Annotated in this window: 14 protein-coding genes; 5 read left to right on the forward strand and 9 right to left on the reverse strand. The window is 68.1% G+C overall.

The features are described from left to right. Positions 1 to 4 precede the first annotated feature (4 nt). The 9 genes from BQ2383_RS07760 to BQ2383_RS07800 form a co-directional block, all read right to left on the reverse strand. Positions 5 to 1,042 carry an ABC transporter permease gene (locus tag BQ2383_RS07760; RefSeq protein ID WP_091032078.1) on the reverse strand — a complete coding sequence of 346 codons (1,038 nt, stop codon included), beginning with the start codon at positions 1,040 to 1,042 and terminating at the stop codon, positions 5 to 7. Further along, positions 1,039 to 2,115, reverse strand: a complete 1,077-nt coding sequence (locus tag BQ2383_RS07765) for an ABC transporter permease (protein WP_091032081.1) — start codon at positions 2,113 to 2,115, stop codon at positions 1,039 to 1,041. Before BQ2383_RS07765 ends, BQ2383_RS07760 begins: the two co-directional genes overlap by 4 nt. Beyond that, positions 2,112 to 3,746, reverse strand: coding sequence for a sugar ABC transporter ATP-binding protein (locus BQ2383_RS07770; protein ID WP_091032083.1), 1,635 nt, complete (start codon positions 3,744 to 3,746; stop codon positions 2,112 to 2,114). Before BQ2383_RS07770 ends, BQ2383_RS07765 begins: the two co-directional genes overlap by 4 nt. A gap of 71 nt (positions 3,747 to 3,817) precedes the next feature. Then, positions 3,818 to 4,819: a substrate-binding domain-containing protein gene (locus tag BQ2383_RS07775; protein ID WP_091032086.1), complete on the reverse strand. Its 1,002-nt coding sequence runs from the start codon at positions 4,817 to 4,819 to the stop codon at positions 3,818 to 3,820. A 181-nt stretch (positions 4,820 to 5,000) separates the two neighbouring features. Further along, on the reverse strand, positions 5,001 to 6,542 hold the full coding sequence (locus tag BQ2383_RS07780) for a sugar ABC transporter ATP-binding protein (RefSeq protein WP_091032089.1): 1,542 nt from the start codon (positions 6,540 to 6,542) through the stop codon (positions 5,001 to 5,003). Further along, a complete protein-coding gene (locus BQ2383_RS07785; protein WP_091032091.1) occupies positions 6,542 to 7,561 on the reverse strand; it encodes a LacI family DNA-binding transcriptional regulator in 1,020 nt (339 codons plus the stop codon). Before BQ2383_RS07785 ends, BQ2383_RS07780 begins: the two co-directional genes overlap by 1 nt. A 145-nt stretch (positions 7,562 to 7,706) precedes the next feature. Beyond that, positions 7,707 to 8,732 carry a LacI family DNA-binding transcriptional regulator gene (locus BQ2383_RS07790; RefSeq protein ID WP_091032094.1) on the reverse strand — a complete coding sequence of 342 codons (1,026 nt, stop codon included), beginning with the start codon at positions 8,730 to 8,732 and terminating at the stop codon, positions 7,707 to 7,709. 133 nt (positions 8,733 to 8,865) lie between these two features. After that, a complete protein-coding gene (locus BQ2383_RS07795; RefSeq protein ID WP_244175934.1) occupies positions 8,866 to 11,979 on the reverse strand; it encodes a carbohydrate binding domain-containing protein in 3,114 nt (1,037 codons plus the stop codon). A 564-nt stretch (positions 11,980 to 12,543) separates the two neighbouring features. Continuing rightward, positions 12,544 to 13,803: a D-arabinono-1,4-lactone oxidase gene (locus BQ2383_RS07800; protein ID WP_091032096.1), complete on the reverse strand. Its 1,260-nt coding sequence runs from the start codon at positions 13,801 to 13,803 to the stop codon at positions 12,544 to 12,546. A gap of 78 nt (positions 13,804 to 13,881) precedes the next feature. Here BQ2383_RS07800 and BQ2383_RS07805 point away from each other — a divergent pair, with 78 nt between their 5' ends. From BQ2383_RS07805 to BQ2383_RS07825, 5 genes are all read left to right on the forward strand, one after another. Beyond that, positions 13,882 to 14,928, forward strand: coding sequence for a LacI family DNA-binding transcriptional regulator (locus BQ2383_RS07805; protein WP_091032099.1), 1,047 nt, complete (start codon positions 13,882 to 13,884; stop codon positions 14,926 to 14,928). A gap of 96 nt (positions 14,929 to 15,024) precedes the next feature. Continuing rightward, on the forward strand, positions 15,025 to 16,362 hold the full coding sequence (locus tag BQ2383_RS07810) for an extracellular solute-binding protein (protein ID WP_091032102.1): 1,338 nt from the start codon (positions 15,025 to 15,027) through the stop codon (positions 16,360 to 16,362). Further along, positions 16,359 to 17,306 carry a carbohydrate ABC transporter permease gene (locus BQ2383_RS07815; RefSeq protein WP_091032104.1) on the forward strand — a complete coding sequence of 316 codons (948 nt, stop codon included), beginning with the start codon at positions 16,359 to 16,361 and terminating at the stop codon, positions 17,304 to 17,306. Before BQ2383_RS07810 ends, BQ2383_RS07815 begins: the two co-directional genes overlap by 4 nt. After that, positions 17,306 to 18,232 (forward strand): carbohydrate ABC transporter permease, encoded by a 927-nt coding sequence (locus BQ2383_RS07820; RefSeq protein ID WP_091032107.1) that lies wholly within the window; start codon positions 17,306 to 17,308, stop codon positions 18,230 to 18,232. The genes BQ2383_RS07815 and BQ2383_RS07820 overlap by 1 nt, the downstream gene beginning before the upstream one ends. A gap of 39 nt (positions 18,233 to 18,271) precedes the next feature. Continuing rightward, a complete protein-coding gene (locus tag BQ2383_RS07825; protein WP_091032110.1) occupies positions 18,272 to 19,807 on the forward strand; it encodes an alpha-N-arabinofuranosidase in 1,536 nt (511 codons plus the stop codon). Positions 19,808 to 19,843 lie beyond the last annotated feature (36 nt).

The following is a 19,843-nucleotide window of genomic DNA, read 5'->3' on the forward strand; positions in this document are numbered from 1 at the left end:
GGGGCTACTCCCGTTTCCGGGTGACCGCCCGCTGCAGCAGCACGAAGACCAACAGGATGCCGCCGGTGATGATGGTCGTCATCTCCGGCGGGATGCCGCCGTCGCGCGTGATGAGCACGGTCATGAGACCGAGCACCAGCGCTCCGACGACCGAGCCGAGCACGTAGCCGTAGGCCCCGGTCAGCACGGTTCCGCCGATCACGGCCGCCGCGATCGCGTCGAGCTCCCAGCCGATGCCGGTGATGTTCTGGGCGGTGCCGAGCCGGGCGGTGTAGAGCACGGCGGCGAGGCCGGCGAGCGATCCGCTGATCACGTAGACGAGAACTTTGGTCCGCGCCACGGGGAGACCCATCAGCAGCGCGGAGTTCTCGGATCCGCCGATCGCGTAGACGGTGCGCCCTGTGCGGGTGCGGTGAAGCACGAAGAAGGCGACGAGCACGACGACGATCGCGATGATCACCGCCGGGGTGATGACGAGGTCGTTCACCTTCGGTCCGTCGATGATCTTGATCTTCTCGGCGATCAGGCGGATCGGCGAATCCGCCGGGAGCTGCTCCGGCTTGGTGCTCAGCAGGGAGGCGAGGCCGCGTCCGAGGAACATCATGGCGAGAGTCGCGATGAACGGCTGCACGTTGAAGTACCGGATCAGCACGCCGGAGACGAGGCCGAAGAGCCCGCCGATGCCGATCATGAGCACGATCACGACGAACGGATTCCACCCGGCGTTCGAGAGCATGACCCCCGCGACCGACGAGACCGCGATGACCGAGCCGACCGACAGGTCGATGCCGCCCGTGAGGATGACGAAGGTGAGAGCGACCGCGAGCACGATGAGGTGCGCGTTGTTGATGAGCAGGTTCGACAGCGTGCTCGCCTGGACGATCTTCCCGTAGGCGATCTCGCCGTAGACGATCATGCCGACGAAGATGATCACCGAGGCGATGGTCGGGACGACCGACGGATTCGACGTGAGCTGTCGGCGGATCCGATCGACGAGACTCGGGCCGGCACTCTGGACTGGTGCGGCGGCGATGACGCTCATACTGCAGCCTCCTTCACGATCTCGACTCGCGGTGAGGGCGTCTGCGCCTTCTTGCGACGTTGGAACCAGCTGCGCACCCGCTCGGACTGCAGCAGGCAGATGGCGACGATCACGATCGCCTTGAACGCCGGGGTGGCCGACGACGAGACGCCGAGGAACAGCACGGTCTTGTCGAGGGTCGCGATCAGGAGAGCACCGACGAAGGCGCCGCTGAGCGAGAACTTGCCACCGGCGAGCGAGGCACCGCCGATGACGACGGCGAGGATCGCGTCCAGCTCGAGCTGGTAGCCGGTGCGGGAGATGTCGACCGTCATGACGCTGCCGACCGACATCACCCCGGCGATGCCCGCGAGGATGCCGCTGAGCACGTAGGTCGTCAGCAGCAGCCCCTTCGGCTTGATTCCGGCCATCCGGCTCGCCTTCGGGTTGATGCCGATCGCCTCGATCATGAGGCCGAGGGCGCTGCGGCGCACCACCCACGCGACGACCAGGACGATCGCCACGGCGAGGATGAACACCACGGGGATGCCGATGACGAAGCCGTTCGCGATCCAGCGGAACGGATCGCTCGACGCAGCCGTGTTCTGGCCTCCGGTGATGACCTTGGCGATACCCCGCCCGGCGAGCATCAGCACGAGTGTGGCGATGAAGGGTTGGAGGCCGACGTAGGCGACGAGGATGCCGTTCACCGCGCCGAGGATGGCGGTGACGAGCAGCGCGAGACCGACGGCGGCGAGGGCGACACCGACCGATCCGGAATCGCCGGCTGCGGCGAGGAACTCCATCGACACGGCTCCGGCGACAGCCATCAGCGAGCCGACCGAGAGGTCGATGCCGCCGGTCGCGATCACGAGTGACATGCCGATCGCGATCATCATGATGGGTGCCGCCTGGCGGAGGATGTCGACCAGGTTGCCGACGAGGTTGCCGTTGTTCGGGTTGATCGAGATCGCGAGATAGGTCGGATCCTTGAGCACGTTCAGGGCGAGCAGCGCGACGATCGCGACGATCCCCCAGAAGAACGGCTTGCGGATCAGTTCGCGCCACACGGACGCACGAGCGGATGCGCTCATCGGGTCTCCCCCTCGAGGGTTTCGGGTTGCACATCGGAAGCGGCGACCGGTGCGACATGGGCGACCTCGATCGCGTCGAGTTCCTCCTCGAGAGTGGTGGCCGCGGCCTCCACTCCGTGGGCGGCGATCACGTCGACGATCTCCTGCGCGGTCACATCGGGGCCGTTCAGGATCTCACCGATCTTGCTGTGGTCCTTCAGGACGACGATCCGCTCGGAGAGGCGCACGACCTCTTCGAGCTCGGACGAGACGAAGACCACGGCGACCCCCTGGTCGGCGAGTTCCGCGACGGCCTCCTGGATCTCGGCTTTCGCACCGACATCGATACCTCGGGTGGGCTCATCCAGGATCAGCAGCTCCGGCTCCGTCGCGAGCCAGCGTCCGAGGAGCACTTTCTGCTGATTGCCGCCCGAGAGGTTCTTGATCATCCGTTCCGGATCGGCGGGGCGCACGTTGAGGGCCGCGATGTACTTGTCGACGATCGCGTCCTGCTCCTTGCGCGGCATCGGCCGCGCCCAGCCGCGCTTGGCCTGGACGGCGAGGATCATGTTCTCGCGGATCGTGAGATCGCCGATGATGCCCTCGTCCCGACGGTTCTCGGTCGAGAACGCGATGCGCTGTGCGAGGGCGGCGGACGGCGACGAGAGGTCGACCTTGCGCCCCTTGACGGTGATCTGGCCGGACTCGCTGCGGTCCGCACCGTAGAGCAGACGCGCGAGCTCGGTGCGCCCGGAGCCGAGGAGTCCGGCGAAGCCGACGACCTCTCCTGGCCGGATGTCGAGGTCGGTGGCGTGCACGGCGCCGGCACGGGAGATGCCGGATGCCGAGAGGAAGGTCGCCTCGTCGGCGTCGCGCGGGGTGGTGCGACGGTTGCCGCCGAGCGACTTCAGCGTGTCGAGGTCCTTGCCGATCATCCGGGAGATGAGGGCATGCCTGTCGAGATCACGGGTGAGGTACTCCCCCTCGTACTTCCCGTTGCGTAGGACGGTGAGACGGTCGCTGATCGCATAGATCTGATCGAGGAAGTGCGAGACGAAGAGGATCGCGACGCCCTGGTCGCGCAGGGTGCGCATCACGGTGAAGAGACCTTCGACCTCTGCCGCGTCGAGGCTGGAAGTCGGCTCGTCGAGGATGAGGACCTTGGCCTTGATCGCCATGGCCCGGCTGATCGCGACGAGCTGCTGCATCGCGATCGAGAGCGTCGAGAGTGGCTGGTGGGTGTCGAGGTGGTCCAGGCCGAGCCGGGCGAGCGCCTCGGTGGCGGCGCGATGCGTGGCTCGCCAGTTGACGCCGAGGACTCCGCGCACCTCGTGCCCGAGCATGACGTTCTCACCGATGCTGAGGTTGGGGGCGAGGTTCACCTCCTGGTAGACGGTCGAGATCCCGGCGGCCTGCGCGTCGCTCGTGCCGCCGAAGCTGCGCTCCTGACCGGCGACGACGATCGATCCGGAGTCGATGCGGTAGACACCGGTGAGGGCTTTGATCAGCGTCGACTTGCCCGCGCCGTTCTCGCCCATGAGAGCGTGCACCTCACCCTGGAAGAGGCGGAAGTCGACTCCGTCGAGCGCCTTCACTCCGGGGAATTCGATGGTGATCCCGCGCATCTCGACGATGGGCAGTTCTTCGTTCATCGTTGTCTCTCCGTCTATCCGGTCTCGGGGGCGGCACGGTCGGCGCCGCCCCCGAGATCACGGGGTGATGCTCAGTACTTGCGGTCCGCCAGAACGGCCTTGGCCGCATCCGCCGAGTCGAATGCCTCGCTCGGAACGATGATGTAGGACTCGACCGAGTCGCCGGCGAGAGCCTTCTCGACGACCTCGAGTGCGGTCTCACCGAACAGCGGGTTGTACTCGTGCACGTAGCTGAGCTGACCGTCGGCGAGCGCCTGCATCGCGTTCTTGGTGCCGTCGATCGTGGCGATCTTCACGTCGGTGCCGATGACCAGACCGGCTTCCTCTGCGGCCTGGGCTGCGCCGAGACCCATCTCGTCGTTCTGGGCGAAGACGAACTGGATGTCGTTGTTGTTGGCCTTGAGCATGGTCTCGAAGACGCTCTTGCCCTCTTCGGCCGACCAGTTGGCCGTCTGCGCGTCGACCTTCTTCAGCGTGGAGCCCTCGAGGCCCTCGTCGAAGCCCTGGTTGCGCTCGTTCACGACGCCGACACCGGCGGGACCCTCGAGGACGACGTAGTTGCCGCCGTCGGGGAACTCGGCCGCGGCCCAGGTCCCGACCTCCTTGGCGACCTCGATGTTGTCGGGAGCGATGCGGGTGACGTACATGCTCGTGTCATCGGGCTCGATACCGCGGTCGAGCAGGATCACCGGGATCTCTGCCTCCTGGGCGAGCTTGAGGGAGTCCTCCCAGCCGCTGGCCTCGGTCGCCGACAGGAGGATCACGTCGACGTCCTCGTCGACGAACGACGTGAACGCGTCGATCTGCGACTTCTGGTCGAGGTTCGTGGCGGGCGCGTACTTCAGGTTGTACCCGGCCTCTTTCGTGAACGTGTCCTGGATGTTGCTCTCGTTCGCCTGGCGCCATGCACCCTCGGGGCCGACGGCGACGAAGCCGACAGTAGTGAGCTCGCCCGAGTCGCCGGAGTCACCGGCGTCGTCGTTTCCTCCGCTCGAGCATGCGGCCAGGCCGAGCGCGAGCGCGCCGACGGCGACGAGCCCCAGAACTGTACGAGTGCGCTTCATTGCAGACATTTGATCTCCTCCTCGAGATTCCGGGTCGTTTCCCGGGGGTGGACCGTGCCGGTCCGGATGTGATGACGGGACACCTGGAGGGCGTCGCGCGGTTCATGTTACCGGGAACAATTTTCGGAACACAAGCGCTTCTGATGATTCGGGGACGGTTCGTGATGAATTCGTTGTTACCGGACACATCTCAGTCGTCCAGCGGATCCAGTTCTGCGGCGATCAGCTCCACGACGCTGTCGACCGTCACCGCGGGGCCGTTGCTGAGCTCGCCGATCTTGTCGCGGTCTTTGAGCACGACGATCCGGTCGCTGAGGCGCACGACCTCCTCGAGCTCAGAAGAGATGAAGACCACTCCGACCCCATCCCCGGCGAGCTGGCTGATCCGTCGCTGGATGTCGAGCTTCGCCGCGATGTCGATGCCGCGGGTGGGCTCGTCGAGGATCAGCACGTGCGGTCTGGTCGCCAGCGCGCGCGCCAGCAGCAGCTTCTGCTGCGTGCCCCCGGAGAGGTGACCTGCGGGTCTCCCGAGATCCGCAGGGTCGAGGTGCAGCGTCTCGATGTACGTTTCGGCGAGCGCCGCGATCTCCGACGGCGACAACGGTCTCGTCCATCCCCGCAGCGCCTGCAGGGAGAGCACGATGTTCTCGCGCGCACTGAGGTCGGCGATGATGCCGTCCGTTCTCCTGTTCTCGACCGACATCGCGATACGGCTCTTGAGCGCAGCCGAGGGACTCCGCAGCTGCACGCGTTCGCCGTCGACCCTGAGCTGACCGCTGTCCGCACGGACCGACCCGCCCAGCAGCGAGGCCAGCTCGGTGCGCCCGGAACCGCGAAGTCCCGCGAGCCCGACGATCTCTCCCCGATACACGTCGATGTCGGTCGGGTCCAGTTCCCCGCGGCGACCGACACCCGTCGCCCGCAGCGCAGGTTCTCCGTCGGCTGCATAGTGATGCGCCTTGCGCTCGGAACCAAGCGCGCGCAGCGCCTCGAGGTCCTTGCCCAGCATCTGCGAGATGAGGTCGGCGCGCTCGAGCTCGCGCGTAGGGGTCTCGGCGATCCGACGCCCGCCGCGCAGCACCGTCATCCGGTCGCTGATCGAGAAGGCCTGCTCGAGGAAATGCGAGACGAACAGGATCGCGACTCCGCGGTCGCGCAGCCCTCTGATCACCCGCATCAGCAGATCGACCTCGGCACGGTCCAGGCTCGACGTCGGCTCGTCGAGGACGAGGATCCGCGGATCGTCGACCATCGAGCGTGCGAGCGCGACCAGCTGCTTCTGGGCGGGCGACAGCATCGTCATCGGCGTCCGCGGATCCATATCGTCCAGACCGAGTCGAGACAGCGCGTCCGCAGCGTCCGCCCTCGTGCGCTTCCAATCGATACCGAAGCGTCCGCGTCGTTCGCGTCCGAGCATGACGTTCTCCGCCACGCTCAGTGTCGGACCGAGCTGACCCTCCTGGAACACCGTCGCTATGCCGGCCGCCCTCGCATCGGCGACGCCCGAGAACCGGCGCTCCTCCCCCGCCACGACGACGGTTCCGGCGACCGGGGTGCGCGTTCCGGTGATCACGCCGATCAGCGTCGACTTGCCGGCGCCGTTCTCGCCCATCAGCGCGTGCACCTCGCCGGGGAACAGCCGGAAGTCGATGTCGTCGAGCGCGACGACATCGGAGAACTCGACGCGGATGCCGGTGAGTTCGACGATCGGGGTGTGAGCGTGCGGTGCCATCAGCGCACCAGCCGGGGAGCGGCGCTGGAGCCGCGGGCGACGAGTTCGGTCGGGATGCGGGTCAGCTGCGGCAGCTCGCGCTCTTCGAGAGCCGCGCGGAGCATCTCGACGACGGCGGCGCCGAGAGCGGCGAAGTCCTGTCTGACCGTCGTCAGCGGCGGCAGGAAGTGGCGGGCGAGCGGCACATCGTCGAAGCCGACCACGCTGAGGTCCTTCGGAACCTCGAATCCCCGGTCGTGCAGGCCGTGGATGAGACCGATCGCCATGTCGTCGTTCGCGACGAACACAGCCGTGTAGTCCGGCAGCCGGGTGAGTCCTTTCGCGAAGTCGTAGGTGAAGTCGGCGGTCCAGTCGCCCACCACGATCGGACGCTCGCGGATGCCCCAGGACTTGGCCCTGGTGTGGAATGCGCGTTCCCGGGCTCTGGCGTCGAGCCAGTCGAGAGGACCCGCGATGTGGAGGATGTCACGATGCCCGAGGGCGACCAGGTGATCGACCACCAGCGAGGTGCCCGCGTGCTGATCGACCGACACCGTGAGGAAGGTGGGATCGGCATCCGCCTTGACGACGAGCATGGGCACGTTCAGCGAGATGCGCCGGAGCGCCGCGACCGACGACGACCGGGGAGCGATCACACACAACGCGTCGACACCCTGGGTGGTGAGGTTGTCGACCGCATCCTGCGGCGACAGGGTGTCACCCTCATGCAGGGCGACGGCGCTGACCGAGTAGCCCGAGGTGCGCGCGGCCATCTCGACGGCGCGGAGGATGCTGGTGGGCCCGAACGACACGGCACTTTCGATGATCACCCCGATACGGTGCGTGCGCTGGGTCGCGAGCGCCCTGGCCACCATGTTCGGCCGATAGTCGAGCTCTTCGATCGCCTCGAGCACGCGCCGACGAGTGTCCGGCTTGATGTTCGGATGGTCGTTGAGCACCCGAGACACGGTCATGTGCGAGACGCCGGCGAGATCCGCCACGTGGCGGAGACCGGGTTTGTCGGAGCCGAGGCTGGCCATGAGCACCTCCGTCGGTCCCGCCTGCAGAGATGTTACCGAGAACAGCCTCAGCCGTGCAATCGAGCGGTGCGGCGCACCGGACCCCACCGCGCACGTCGGCGAGGCCCGCTCGTCTGACGCGCGCGCTCCGGTGCGCGCCGGGAGGTCAGCCCCGCGGCGCGGCGGTCGAGGCGCGGACGCGGAGTTCGGGCTGGATCAGCTCGCGCGCCTCGATCTGCTCGCCCTCGATCGCGGCGAGCAGCTCGCCGATGACGACCTCGCCCAGCAGCGCGAAGTGCTGACGCACCGTGGTCAGCGGAGGCTGGTAGTGCCGCGCGTCCGGCACGTCGTCGAACCCGACCACGCTCACGTCCTCCGGCACGCGGATGCCGCGCTCCGCCAGCCCGTGCATGAGCCCGAGCGCCATCTGGTCGTTGGCGACGAACACCGCCGTCGCCTCTCCGAGCTCGAGCTCGCGGCCGAAGGCGTATCCGGAATCGGAGGACCAATCGCCGATGAGCGGTGGCACGACCGGCAATCCCTCCGCCTCGAGCGCCGCCTGCCAGGCCTCGGTCCGCGCCTTCGCATCGAACCAGTCGGGCGGGCCGGCGATATGCAGGATCGTGCGATGCCCGAGGTCGATCAGATGACGCACCGCCGCCGTCGCCCCTGCTCGCTGGTCGACCGATGCCGTGTGCATCTGCCCGTCGGGCTCTTCCTTGACGACCAGGGTGGGCACCGCGATCGCCTGCCGGCGCAACAGATCGAGCGAAGAGGCGCGCGGCGCGATCACGCACAGAGCGTCGACGCCCTGAGTGACGAGTTCGACGACACCCGCATCGACCCGGCGACCGTCGGCATCACCCACCGAGAAGCTGCTCACGGCGTAGCCGCTCTGCCGGGCGGCGACCTCGATCGCCCGCAGGACACTGCTCGGTCCGTAGAAGCCCGGGTTGTCGACGATCACGCCGATCCGCATCGCCCTGTTGGTCGCGAGGGCGCGCGCTATCGAGCTGCGGGTGAAGTGCATCTCGTCGATCGCGGTCATCACCTTGTCTCGGGTGGACGCGCGGATGTTCGGGTGACCGTTGAGCACGCGCGACACCGTCATGTGCGAGACTCCCGCACGCTCCGCCACGTCATAGATGCTCGGCTTGCGAGCCCCGGCGGCAGATGCGGAATCGGTGGTCATGAAGCCCCCCTCGCACGATGACCGCGAACGGTACAACGATAGTGCGCGAAAGCCCGCCCCGTCCTGCTGCGGGGGCAGCAGGACGAGGCGGGCCGGGAGAGGCCGGTCACCGCCCGGAGGCGGCGACCTCACCTCATTCCGTCTCGGTCTCCATGACCGAACGGCCTCGACGACGCAGCATCCAGAACGCGGATCCGAGCGCCAGCAGCAGCGCACCGATCCACGCCGCCGTCAGCGACGCACTCGCATCGCCACCGGTGTTCGCGAGGGAGCCGTCTGTACCTCCGGTTCCCCCACCGGTGGAGGGACCACCGTCGGTGCCGCCGTCAGTACCGCCGTCGGTGCCGCCGCCCGTGCTCACCCTGGTGACCGTGAGCGGCAGCCGCGCGAGCTCCGTCTCACCGTCACGCAGCACGATGTGGTGCGCACCCGCCGTCGTGTCGGCGGGGACCGTCACCGTCGCCTCGATCCGGCCATCCGCCGTCGTCGCGGTCGCGAGCGCACGGTAGGTGCTCTCGATACCGATCTCGACCTCGTCGGCCGTCACGCCGGTGGCGGTCACGGTGACCTTAACGCCCGCGGCGACCGTCGAGACCGACAGCTGCGCGCTCAGCTCGGCGCCGGGGCTGTCGTCGATCGCGGTGAACGCCCAGTTGTCGACCTCGAACAGGTCGGTCTCGGCATCCGCGCCCTCGGCACCGGCGAAGACGAAGAACACGTCGTGCTCGCCCGTGGCACCGGTGACCTCGGCCTCGACCGTGGTCCATTCTCCGACCGTGCCGTCGACGGGGATCTCCGCCACGACCGGGCCGTCGACGTCGTCCAGACGCACCTGGATGCTGCTGCCGGCGACCAGCGGCTTCACCTTCGCGGACACCTTCTGTGCGCCGGAGCCGAAGTCGACACCGGAGATGCCGGAGAAGTCCCCGTCATCGACGCCCGAGAGCACCATGTTTCCCGAACCGTTGTGCTCGGGGAACTCGACCGAGGCAGCATCCGTCTTGGTCGTAGTGACGCCCAGCTGCCAGGCCAGGGTCTCCGCCTCGAAGGTGCGGTACGGGTCGAAGCTCTCGACCTGGGCGACGCCGGCCTTGGTTCCGACGATCGGCTTGATGGTGCCGTCGTCGTTGAACTCGAGCTTGTCGATGTGCACCGAGCGGTAACCCTGCGTCGCACCGGGGGTGCCGAGCGCTGCCGCCCACGCCGCCCCGCGCGTCTGCGCGTGGTAGGTGAAGTAGGTCTCGCCCTTGTAGGTGAACATATCGGAGTGGTTGTTGCCACCGTTGCCCGCTCCGAAGAACGTGCCCTGGTTCTGGAACGCCACCCCCGCGTACTCCGAGGAGCCGAGCTTCATCGGGTCGTCGGTCATCATGTAGGCGATCGCACCGCGCGACGGGTACAGCCCCGGCGCCTCGTTCACCTGGAAGTTCGACGAGTACGAGTAGTAGTACTTGCCGTCGCGCTTGAACATGCTCGAGGCTTCGAACATGCCGGGGGCGTCGATCTCGACCGGGTCGCCGTCGAGGGTGACCATGTCATCCTGCAGCTTCACGACACGGGTCGACTTCGGGTTCTGCGGGCCCTGCACGTTCGGCGAGGTGCCGATCTGCGAGTTGCCGCCGAAATACAGGTAGCCCTGTCCGTCGTCGTCGATGAAGACCTCCGGGTCGAAGAGCCACATGCCTGCGGGGAACCCGCCTTCGGCGATGTAATCGCGCGACACCGTGTCGGGGATGATCTTCTTGCCCAGCGGGTCTTTCCAGGGACCCAGGGGCGAGCCGCCGACGACGACTGCCGTGCCGGTTCCGCTGTCGCAGAAGTAGAGGTAGACCTTGCCGTCCTTCTCGATCGCGGCCGGAGCCCAGGAGTTGCGCGCCCACGGGGCGGCACCGCCTTCGCGAGCGATCGGCACCGCGCCGTGATCGACCCAGTTGACCATGTCGGTCGTGGACATCACGTTGAGCCGGGTGATGCCGCCGTAGCCGTTCGACTGCGTCGGCAGACCGTTCTCGTCCTTGCTGTTCAGGTCGTACTGCTGGGTGTCATCGGTCGAGTAGATGTAGAGACGACCGTTGTAGACGAGGTGGTGCGGGTCGGCGCCGAACTTGTGCCCGACGAGCGGGTTGTGGTCGCCGATCGGCTTGGTCTGCACCTTCTCCAGGCTGGTGAAGGCGGGGACCTCCGGAGCATCCGCGATCTTGACGAGCGAGAGCTCGTCGACCGAGAAGTCCTGCAGGGCCTCGGAACCCCACGGAGTCTCCACGAACAACCAGCCCGCGGCGACGTGTTTGGCCTCTGCCGTGAACTCCTGCGAGAACGTGCCCCATTCACCCTTCGTGAAGGTGTGCCCGTAGTCGGCGCAGCCGTTGAAGTTCGTGGGGCAGAACGTGAAGTTGAACTGCTGGGTGGCGTTGCCCTCGTCGTACTTGAGCGTGCCGGTGAGCCGGTAGGAGGCGCCGAGCTCGATCTTGTCCGCGACGCTCGCGAACGGACCGGACTGGGTGTTCTCCCGGCCGGTGACCTTCAGGGAGTGCGCGCCGCTCGCTGCGTCGTCGCTGAGGCTCAGCGTGCCGCCGCGGGTGTTGGTCCAGCCCGTCAGGTCGGAGACGAACCGACCGTCCGGCAGGAGGTTGCCCGGCACCGCCGGCGGCTCGGTGACCGCGGGGGCCCCGTCGTCGGTCTTCAGCGAGACGTCGTCGATCACGAACGACTGCACGTCGGTGCTCCAGGGCGTCTCGACGAACATGATGTCGTAGTCGGCCGACAGCGGCGTGAACGTCTTCTCGACCGTGGACCACTCGCCCGCCGTCGCCGTGGTGGAGGCCACGACGTCGCAGCGGCTTCGCGTCGAGGTGCACAGCACCACGTTGAAGTTCTGGGTGGCACGGCCGGCATCGAACTTCAGCGAGAGCGAGAGGTCATAGGACTGATCGGTCTTCAGCAGGCCGGTCACCGTGGCGGTGGGACCGGACTGGAAGCTGGAACGATCACCGATCGCGAGGGCCTTCGCACCGGTGCGAGCATCCGTGCTCGTACTCAGCGTGCCGCCCAGGGGAGCGGTCCATCCCGACACCCCGCTCTCGAAGGTGCCGTTCTCGATGATGTCCGTCGGCGCGGCGAAGGCCGCCACCGGCAGCCCCACGGCGGTCACCGACGAGGCGATGAGGGCGGCGACCCCCAGCAGCGCTGCGGGGCGCGATACGGATCGGCTGCGGTGCCGATCGGTGGATCTGGGACGTGATTTCACTGGTGTTCTCCTTGTGGATCGGTTCGCTCGAGGGCGCGCGGGCGCGCTCCGATGGCGGCCCCCTCACGGGAGGAGGCCGTCGAGGATGGTGACCTCAGGCGAAAGTGGTTGCGACCGAACGCCCGACGCGGTGGATCGCCACGAGACGGACTTCGGTCCCCTTATGGGGTCGATGGGTTCAGGGCGCACCGCCGCGGGCGCACCGGACACCGCGCACGCCGCTCCGCGAGTGGGGGTGCGTCGCGTCGCACGACGTCTGCACTCGGGGAGGACCGGCGTCCTCCGGGTGCGCTCAGCGCGGCTGTCGGGGCTGCCTCTGCCGGGATCCGCGCGCCGGGCGACGGCGTGCAGCGCGATGCACGTGTCGGCAGAGATGGGGACCGGCGACGCTGTTCATGCACTCTCCTCGTTGAGAAGCCGGAGCCGCGCGCAGAGCAAGTCCGGCGGGCCCGGCGGGCCGTGTGTGATGATCACCACGGGCTTGATGTTACCGGTAACAGATTCCGGAACACAAGACTTCTTCCCCGATTGGTCGCCGATCCGGGATTCCGACCGCGGCCTCGGCTACAGTCCGAGGCGCTCCAGGTACGGGTTCACCAGACGGCGCTCCGGGTCGTAGCGGGCGGCGAGCGCGGCGAAGTCGTCCCACCGCGAGTACCGCGAGCGCGTCTCGGCACCGTCGAGCGTGAACACCTTGCCCCAGTGCGGGCGGGCGGTCTCGGGCAGCGCGGCCTCGATCGTCGGGAGCAGCGCACGAACCGCGGCCTCGTCGGGCTTCCAGGTGAAGTGCAGGCCGACGGCATCCGTCCCGTGCGACGAGCTGAGCCACAGGTCGTCCGCGCGCACGGTGCGGATCTCGTTCACGAGCAGCAGTGGCGCGATCTGCCCGGCGAGCGTGCGCACGGCCTGGATCGCGGCGACCGCATCCGCACGGGGCACGAGGTACTCGCTCTGGATCTCGGCGCCGGCCGACGGCGTGAACTCGAGCTTGAAGTGCGCCAGCCGCTCGAACCAGGGACCGGACACCCCGAGCTGCTCGGTGCACGCGACCGGGTCGACGCCGAGGATCGGATGCCGCTTGCTCACCGCCGGCACCGCGCCGAGCTTCTCGAACAGCGACTCCCGCGCGGCCTCGCGCGCCTCGGGCTGCCGCTGCTTGACCCAGATCTGGTCGACGAAGTCGGTGCGCTCCCAGGTCGAGAACAGACTCACGCTGGTGCCGATCGAAGTCACGTCGTCGAAGTCGGCGAGCACGGCATCCCAGTCCGGCCGCTCGAACACGTGCTGGGCGACCTCGTACGTCGGCTCGACGTCGAGCGTCACGTCGAGCACGGCGCCGAGCGCGCCGAGACTCACGACCGCACCGTCGAAGTCGGCGTCGCCGCGCTCGAGCGTGCGCGTCTCGCCCGACGGCGTGAGGATCGTCAGGCCGCGGACCGCGCTCGCGAGCGAGCCGATCGCGTCGCCCGAGCCGTGCGTCCCGGTGGCGATCGCACCGGCGATCGAGATGTGCGGCAGCGAGGCGAGGTTGGCGAGCGCGAGTCCCTCGGCCTCGAGCAGCGGCGCGATGTCGCCGTAGCGCGCGGCGCCTGAGACCTTCACCGCCGTGCGGTTCGTGTTCACCTCGAACACCGCGGGCAGCCGGTCGAGCGCGATGAGCACACCGTCGGTGTCGGCGATGTCGTTGAAGCAGTGCCGCGATCCGAGGAAGCGCACCGGTCCGCCCTGGCCGAGCAGGGCACCGAGCTCGTCTACCGTCTCGGGGTGCGCGATCGTCGAGGCCCGGTAGGTGAGGTTGCCTGCCCAGTTGCGTTCGGTGGTCATGGCGCCATGATAGCCAGGGCAGCGGCGACTACATCGATGTACTCCATCCGCTCCCGGCCTCGACGCTAGGCTGACCGGATGACAGCGCAGCCGCCGCCCCGCGCCACGATGAAGGATGTCGCGGCCCTCGCCGGGGTGTCGACGAAGACCGTCTCGAACGTGGTCACCGGCACGGTTCCGGTCAACGAGAGCACGCGGTCGAAGGTCGAGTCCGCCATGGCGCAGCTCGACTTCGTGCCCAACCTCAGCGCGCGGGGGCTGCGCAAGGGACGCTCCGGGATCATCGCCGTCGCCCTCCCCGACCTCGCCACCGCATTCTCCGCCGAGCTCGTGCACCGCATCGTCGAGGCCGCGCACGAGCGGGGTCTCGCCGTGCAGATCGAGGAGACGGCATCCGAGCCCGAGCGCGAGAAGGAGCTGGTGTCCCGGGCGCGGGCGCACCTGGTGGACGGCCTGATCCTCAACCCGATCCGCCTCGAGGACAGCGTGCTGAAGTACGCCGACCGCCTCCCGCCGCTCGTGGTGATCGGCGAGGTCGAGCAGAACCGCGCGGACCACGTGCGCATCGACAGTCGGCAGGCCGCCGCCGACGCGACCCGCCATGTGCTGTCCCGAGGCGCGACACGGATCGCGGTGGTCGGCGCCGACGACGATCCGTCGATCGCCACGGCCACCAGCCGCCTGCGGCTCGAGGGCGTGCACGATGCGCTGCGCGAAGCGGGCATCCCCCGGGATCCTGCTCTCGAGATCAACCGGCTGCCGTGGTCGATGGGCGGTGGCGCGGAGGCCGTGCGCATGCTGCTCGACCGTCGCGTGCCCTTCGACGCGATCGTCGCGTTCACGGATTCACTCGCGCTCGGGGCGCTGCACACACTCCACGACAACGGCATCCGCGTGCCGGACGACGTGATCGTGACCGGCTTCGACGACGTCGAGTTCTCGCGGTACACCTCGCCGGCTCTGACCTCGGTGGCGTTCGATCGGCAGGCGTTCGCGATCGCCGCGCTCGGTCTGCTCGAGTCCCGCATGGACGACCGGGCCGCTCCCCCGCGCGCCCTCACCCTCCCGCATCACCTGCTGGAGCGCGCGAGCACGCAGGGTCGCCCGCGCGGCTACCGTCCCTGACACCCGCCCACTCCTCGGCCCCGATCTGATGCTTGCGCGGTCGATTACATCGATGTAATGATGAGGCGACCCCCGCACAGTCACGAAGGAGTGACGATGACACCCCCACTCGATCTGTCCCGTCGGCAGTTCCTCACCGCCGCCTCACTCGCCGCCGGCACGGCGCTGCTCGCCGGTTGCGCGCCCGGCACGACCCCCGGCTCCGGCCCGCAGACCCTGCAGTTCTGGCACCTGCTCTCGGGCGGTGACGGCGTGACGATGTCGTCGCTGCTCGATCAGGTCAACGGCGCGCAGTCCGCGTTCCGCATCCGCCCGACCGTGCTCGCCTGGGGCACCCCGTATTACACGAAGCTCGCGATGGCGGGCGCCGGCGGCCGCGCCCCCGACGTCGCCATCATGCACGCGACGCGCACGGTCGGCTGGGCGCCCGGCGGACTGCTCGACACCTGGAACCTCGACCGTCTCGCCGAGCTCGGCGTCGACAGCTCGAAGTTCCCGAAGCCGATCTGGGAGAAGGGCTTCGTGGGCGACGACATGTACAGCGTCGCGCTCGACGCCCACCCCTTCGTGATGATGTTCAACACCGACGTGTGCGATGCCGCCGGGGTCCTCGACTCCGACGGAAAGCTGCAGGAGACGACCTCGCCCGAGGAGTTCCTCGACCAGCTGCGCGCCGTGAGCGGCACCGCCTCCGGACACGCCCTCTCGTACGGCTACCTCGGCGACGGCGCGCAGATGTGGCGCCTGTTCTACACCTTCTACGCGCAGCACGGCGGCGCCATGGAACTGCCCGCCGGCGGCCCGGCCGTGATCGACAAAGACGTCGCGATCGAATCCCTCACCCTCATGCAGACACTGCTCGACGGCGAGATCGCGGCCGCCCAGAACGACTACGGCAGCGCCGTCGCCGAGTTCGCGACCGGCAAGAGCGGCATGCTCTTCACCGGAGTCTGGGAGCTGCGCACCATGCAGGCCGCCGGCATCCCGTTCGACGCGACCATGATCCCGACGCTCTACGGCACCCCGGCTGTCTACGCCGACTCGCACTCCTTCGTCCTCCCGCACCAGTCCAGTGCCGACCCCGTGCGGCGCGATCTCACCTACGAGTTCGTCGCCGACATGCTGAAGAACTCCTTCGGCTGGGCCGAGGCCGGCCACATCCCCGCTTTCCTCCCCGTGACCGAATCCCCCGAGTACGCCGACCTCATCCCGCAGGCGAACTACGCCGAGGCAGCGCAGCACGTCGTGTACGACCCGACCGCGTGGTTCACCGGCTCGGGCTCCAACTTCCAGGCCGAGTTCGGCGCCGCCGTGCAGAACGTGCTGCTCTCGGGCGACGACCCGGCGGCCGCGATCGACCGCTTCGAGGCACGGGTGAACACCCTGCTCCGACAGCCGAACCCGGCAGACCCCGAAGGGACGTTCGGATCATGACCACCGCCACCGACTCCACCCGCACGATCGTCACCGGGTCCCGCACCACCCCGCGCGGACGCCGCGCCGGCTCCCGCAACCGCGAGCAGCTCATCAGCTGGGTCTTCCTCGCACCGTTCCTCGTGGCCTTCGCGCTGTTCCTCGCCTGGCCGATCATCCACGGGCTCATCCTCAGCTTCACCGACCAGTCCCTCACCGGGGCCGGCGGCTCGTTCATCGGATTCGCCAACTACGCGGAGGCGTTCGTCGACCCGAAGATGTGGCAGTCGATGGGCAACACCGTCTGGTTCACGCTGCTCTCCACGGTGCCCCTCGTCGTGATCGCCCTCGCGATGGCGGCCCTCGTCGACCGTGGCATCCCCGGTCAGTGGCTCTGGCGTCTGTCGTTCTTCATGCCGTTCCTGCTCGCCTCCACCGTGATCTCGCAGATCTGGGTCTGGATCTTCAACCCCCAGGTCGGTGCCGCCAACAACATCCTCGAGTTCTTCGGTCTCGAGCCGCTCGCGTGGTTGCAGAACCCCGAGACCAACATGCTGTCGATCGTGATCGCGACCGTGTGGTGGACGGTCGGCTTCAACTTCCTGCTCTACCTCGCGGCCATGCAGAACATCCCGCCGCAGCAGTATGAGGCCGCCTCCCTCGACGGCGCCGGCGCCTGGCGCCAGTTCTGGTCCATCACGCTCCCGCAGCTGGGACCGGCGACGGTGCTCATCCTGATCCTGCAGATCCTCGCCTCGCTCAAGCTGTTCGACCAGGCGTACCAGATGCTCGGCGGGGTCGCGAGCGACACCACCCGCTCGATCGTGCAGTACATCTACGAGGCCGGCTTCGTCAGCTACCGGTTCGGCTACTCGGCCGCCATCTCCTACGTCTTCTTCGCTCTCATCGTCATCCTCGGCGTCGCGCAGGCCCTGATCACGCGCCGACGGAAGGAGCAGTTCTGATGTCCACCGCCACCACATCCCCCCTCGCCCCCACCGCAACCGAGACGATCACGACGGCGTCGTCGCGTCGCCCCCGGCGCTCGCACCTGCCCGGCCAGAAGCCGTTCGGGCCCCTCCGCATCACCGCGTTCGTCGTGCTGCTGCTGCTCGCCATCGGCTGGCTGCTGCCGTTCCTCTGGGCGGTCGCGACCGCGTTCAAGACCGAGACGGATGCCGCATCCGGCGACCCCGGCTGGATCGGCGCGAGCGGACCCACCATCGAGGCGTTCACCGCGATCCTCTCGCAGGGCAACGTCTACACCTGGGCGCTGAACAGCCTGCTCACCTCCGTGGCGATCACCGTCATCACCCTGGCGATCTCGGCACTCGCGGCCTACGCCTTCTCGCGCCTGGACTTCACCGGCCGCAAGTGGCTGTTCGTGGTGATCATCGCCTCGATCGTCGTGCCGCCGCAGGTGCTGATCATCCCCCTGTTCTACGAGATGCTCGCGTTCAACATGGTCGACACCTACTGGGGTCTGATCCTGCCGCAGGTCGTGGCCCCGGCGATGGTGTTCATCCTCAAGCGGTTCTTCGACGCCATCCCGATCGAGCTGGAAGACGCGGCACGGGTCGACGGCGCCGGCCGATTCCGGATCTTCTGGTCGATCGTGCTGCCGCTCTCCCGACCGATCATGGCCTCGGTCGCGATCTTCGTGTTCATCAGCGCGTGGAACAACTTCCTCTGGCCGTTCCTCGTCATCAACGACACCACCCTGATGACGCTGCCGGTCGGACTGCAGACCGTGATCAGCGCCTACGGCGTGCAGTACGCCCAGGTCATGGCGCAGGCCGTGCTCGCGGCGCTGCCGCTCATCATCGTGTTCATGATCTTCCAGAAGCAGATCGTCAAGGGAGTCGCGACAAGCGGCTTCGGCGGTCAGTAGTCCCCCACCCGGCTCGAGAGCCAGAAATCTAGGAGAGCAATGTCTCAGGCCCGCATCACCATCGACCGCGACTTCACGATCGCCGACGTCCCCCGGAGGCTCTTCGGGTCGTTCGTCGAGCACATGGGGCGCTGCGTCTACACCGGCATCTACGAGCCGGGGCACCCGCAGGCCGACGAACGCGGCTTCCGTCAGGACGTGTTGGCGCTGGTGAAGGAGATGGGACCCACCGTGGTCCGCTACCCCGGCGGCAACTTCGTCTCGGGCTACCGCTGGGAAGACGGGGTCGGCCCGGTCGAGGACCGCCCGGTGCGCATCGACGGCGCCTGGCACACGATCGAGACCAACGCCTTCGGCCTGCACGAGTTCATGGACTGGGCGAAAGAGGCGGACGTCGAGGTGATGGAGGCCGTCAACCTCGGCACCCGCGGCGTCGAGGAGGCGCGCGCACTCGTCGAGTACGCGAACCACCCCGGCGGCACGTACTGGTCGGACCTGCGCCGCAAGAACGGCGCCGAGCAGCCCTTCGACATCAAGCTGTGGTGCCTGGGCAACGAGCTCGACGGCCCCTGGCAGATCGGCGGCAAGACCGCGACCGAATACGGGCGGCTCGCCCAGGAGTCCGCCAAGGCGATGCGCCTGGTCGACCCCTCGATCGAGCTGGTCGCGGTCGGGTCGTCGGGGCGGACGATGCCGACGTTCGGCACCTGGGAGCACACGGTGCTCACGCACGCCTACGACGAGGTCGACTTCATCTCGATGCACGCGTACTACCAGGAGCACGACGGCGACGCCGAGTCGTTCCTCGCCGAGTCCGTCGACATGGATGCGTTCATCGAGGGCGTCATCGCCACGATCGACGCGGTCAAGGCGTCCGGCAAGCACACGAAGCAGGTCGACATCTCGTTCGACGAGTGGAACGTGTGGGACCAGGTGAAGTACAACGACGTCGAGGCCAAGGAGATCGAGAAGGCCGGGTGGCGCCAGCATCCGCGACTCATCGAAGACACCTACTCGGTGACGGATGCCGTCGTGGTCGGCACGCTGCTGAACAGCCTGCTGCGCCACGGCGACCGAGTGAAGATCGCCAACCAGGCGCAGCTCGTGAACGTGATCGCCCCGATCCGCTCGGAGGAGAACGGTCCGGCCTGGCGGCAGACGAGCTTCTGGCCGTTCGAGCGGATGGCGCGGCTCGCGAAGGGCCGCATCCTGCGCCTCGCGGTGTCGGCTCCGCAGATCGAGACGAAGCGCTACGGCGGGGTCGACGCTGTCGACGCGGCGGCGACCTGGGACGAGGCGACCGGTCGTGTGGTCGTGTTCGTCGCGAACCGCTCACTCGACGAGTCGAGCGATCTGACGATCGACCTGCACGGACTCGGCGACCTGCGCGTGGTGACCGCCGAGACCCTGACCATCCCCGAGGGTGGCGACCGCCACACGTCGAACCTCGAGACCACGCCCGACAGCGTGCACATGGTGCCGCTCGGGGCTGCCGAGGTCGTCGACGGCGCCGTGCGCGCGACGCTGCCGCCGCTGTCGTGGTCGGTCATCGAGCTCGACGCCGCTCGGGCCTGAGACGTCCGGCGGGCTCGGCGACCTCGAGGTCGCCGA

It is taken from the genome of Microbacterium oxydans (genome assembly GCF_900095745.1).
Lineage (GTDB): Bacteria > Actinomycetota > Actinomycetes > Actinomycetales > Microbacteriaceae > Microbacterium > Microbacterium oxydans_B.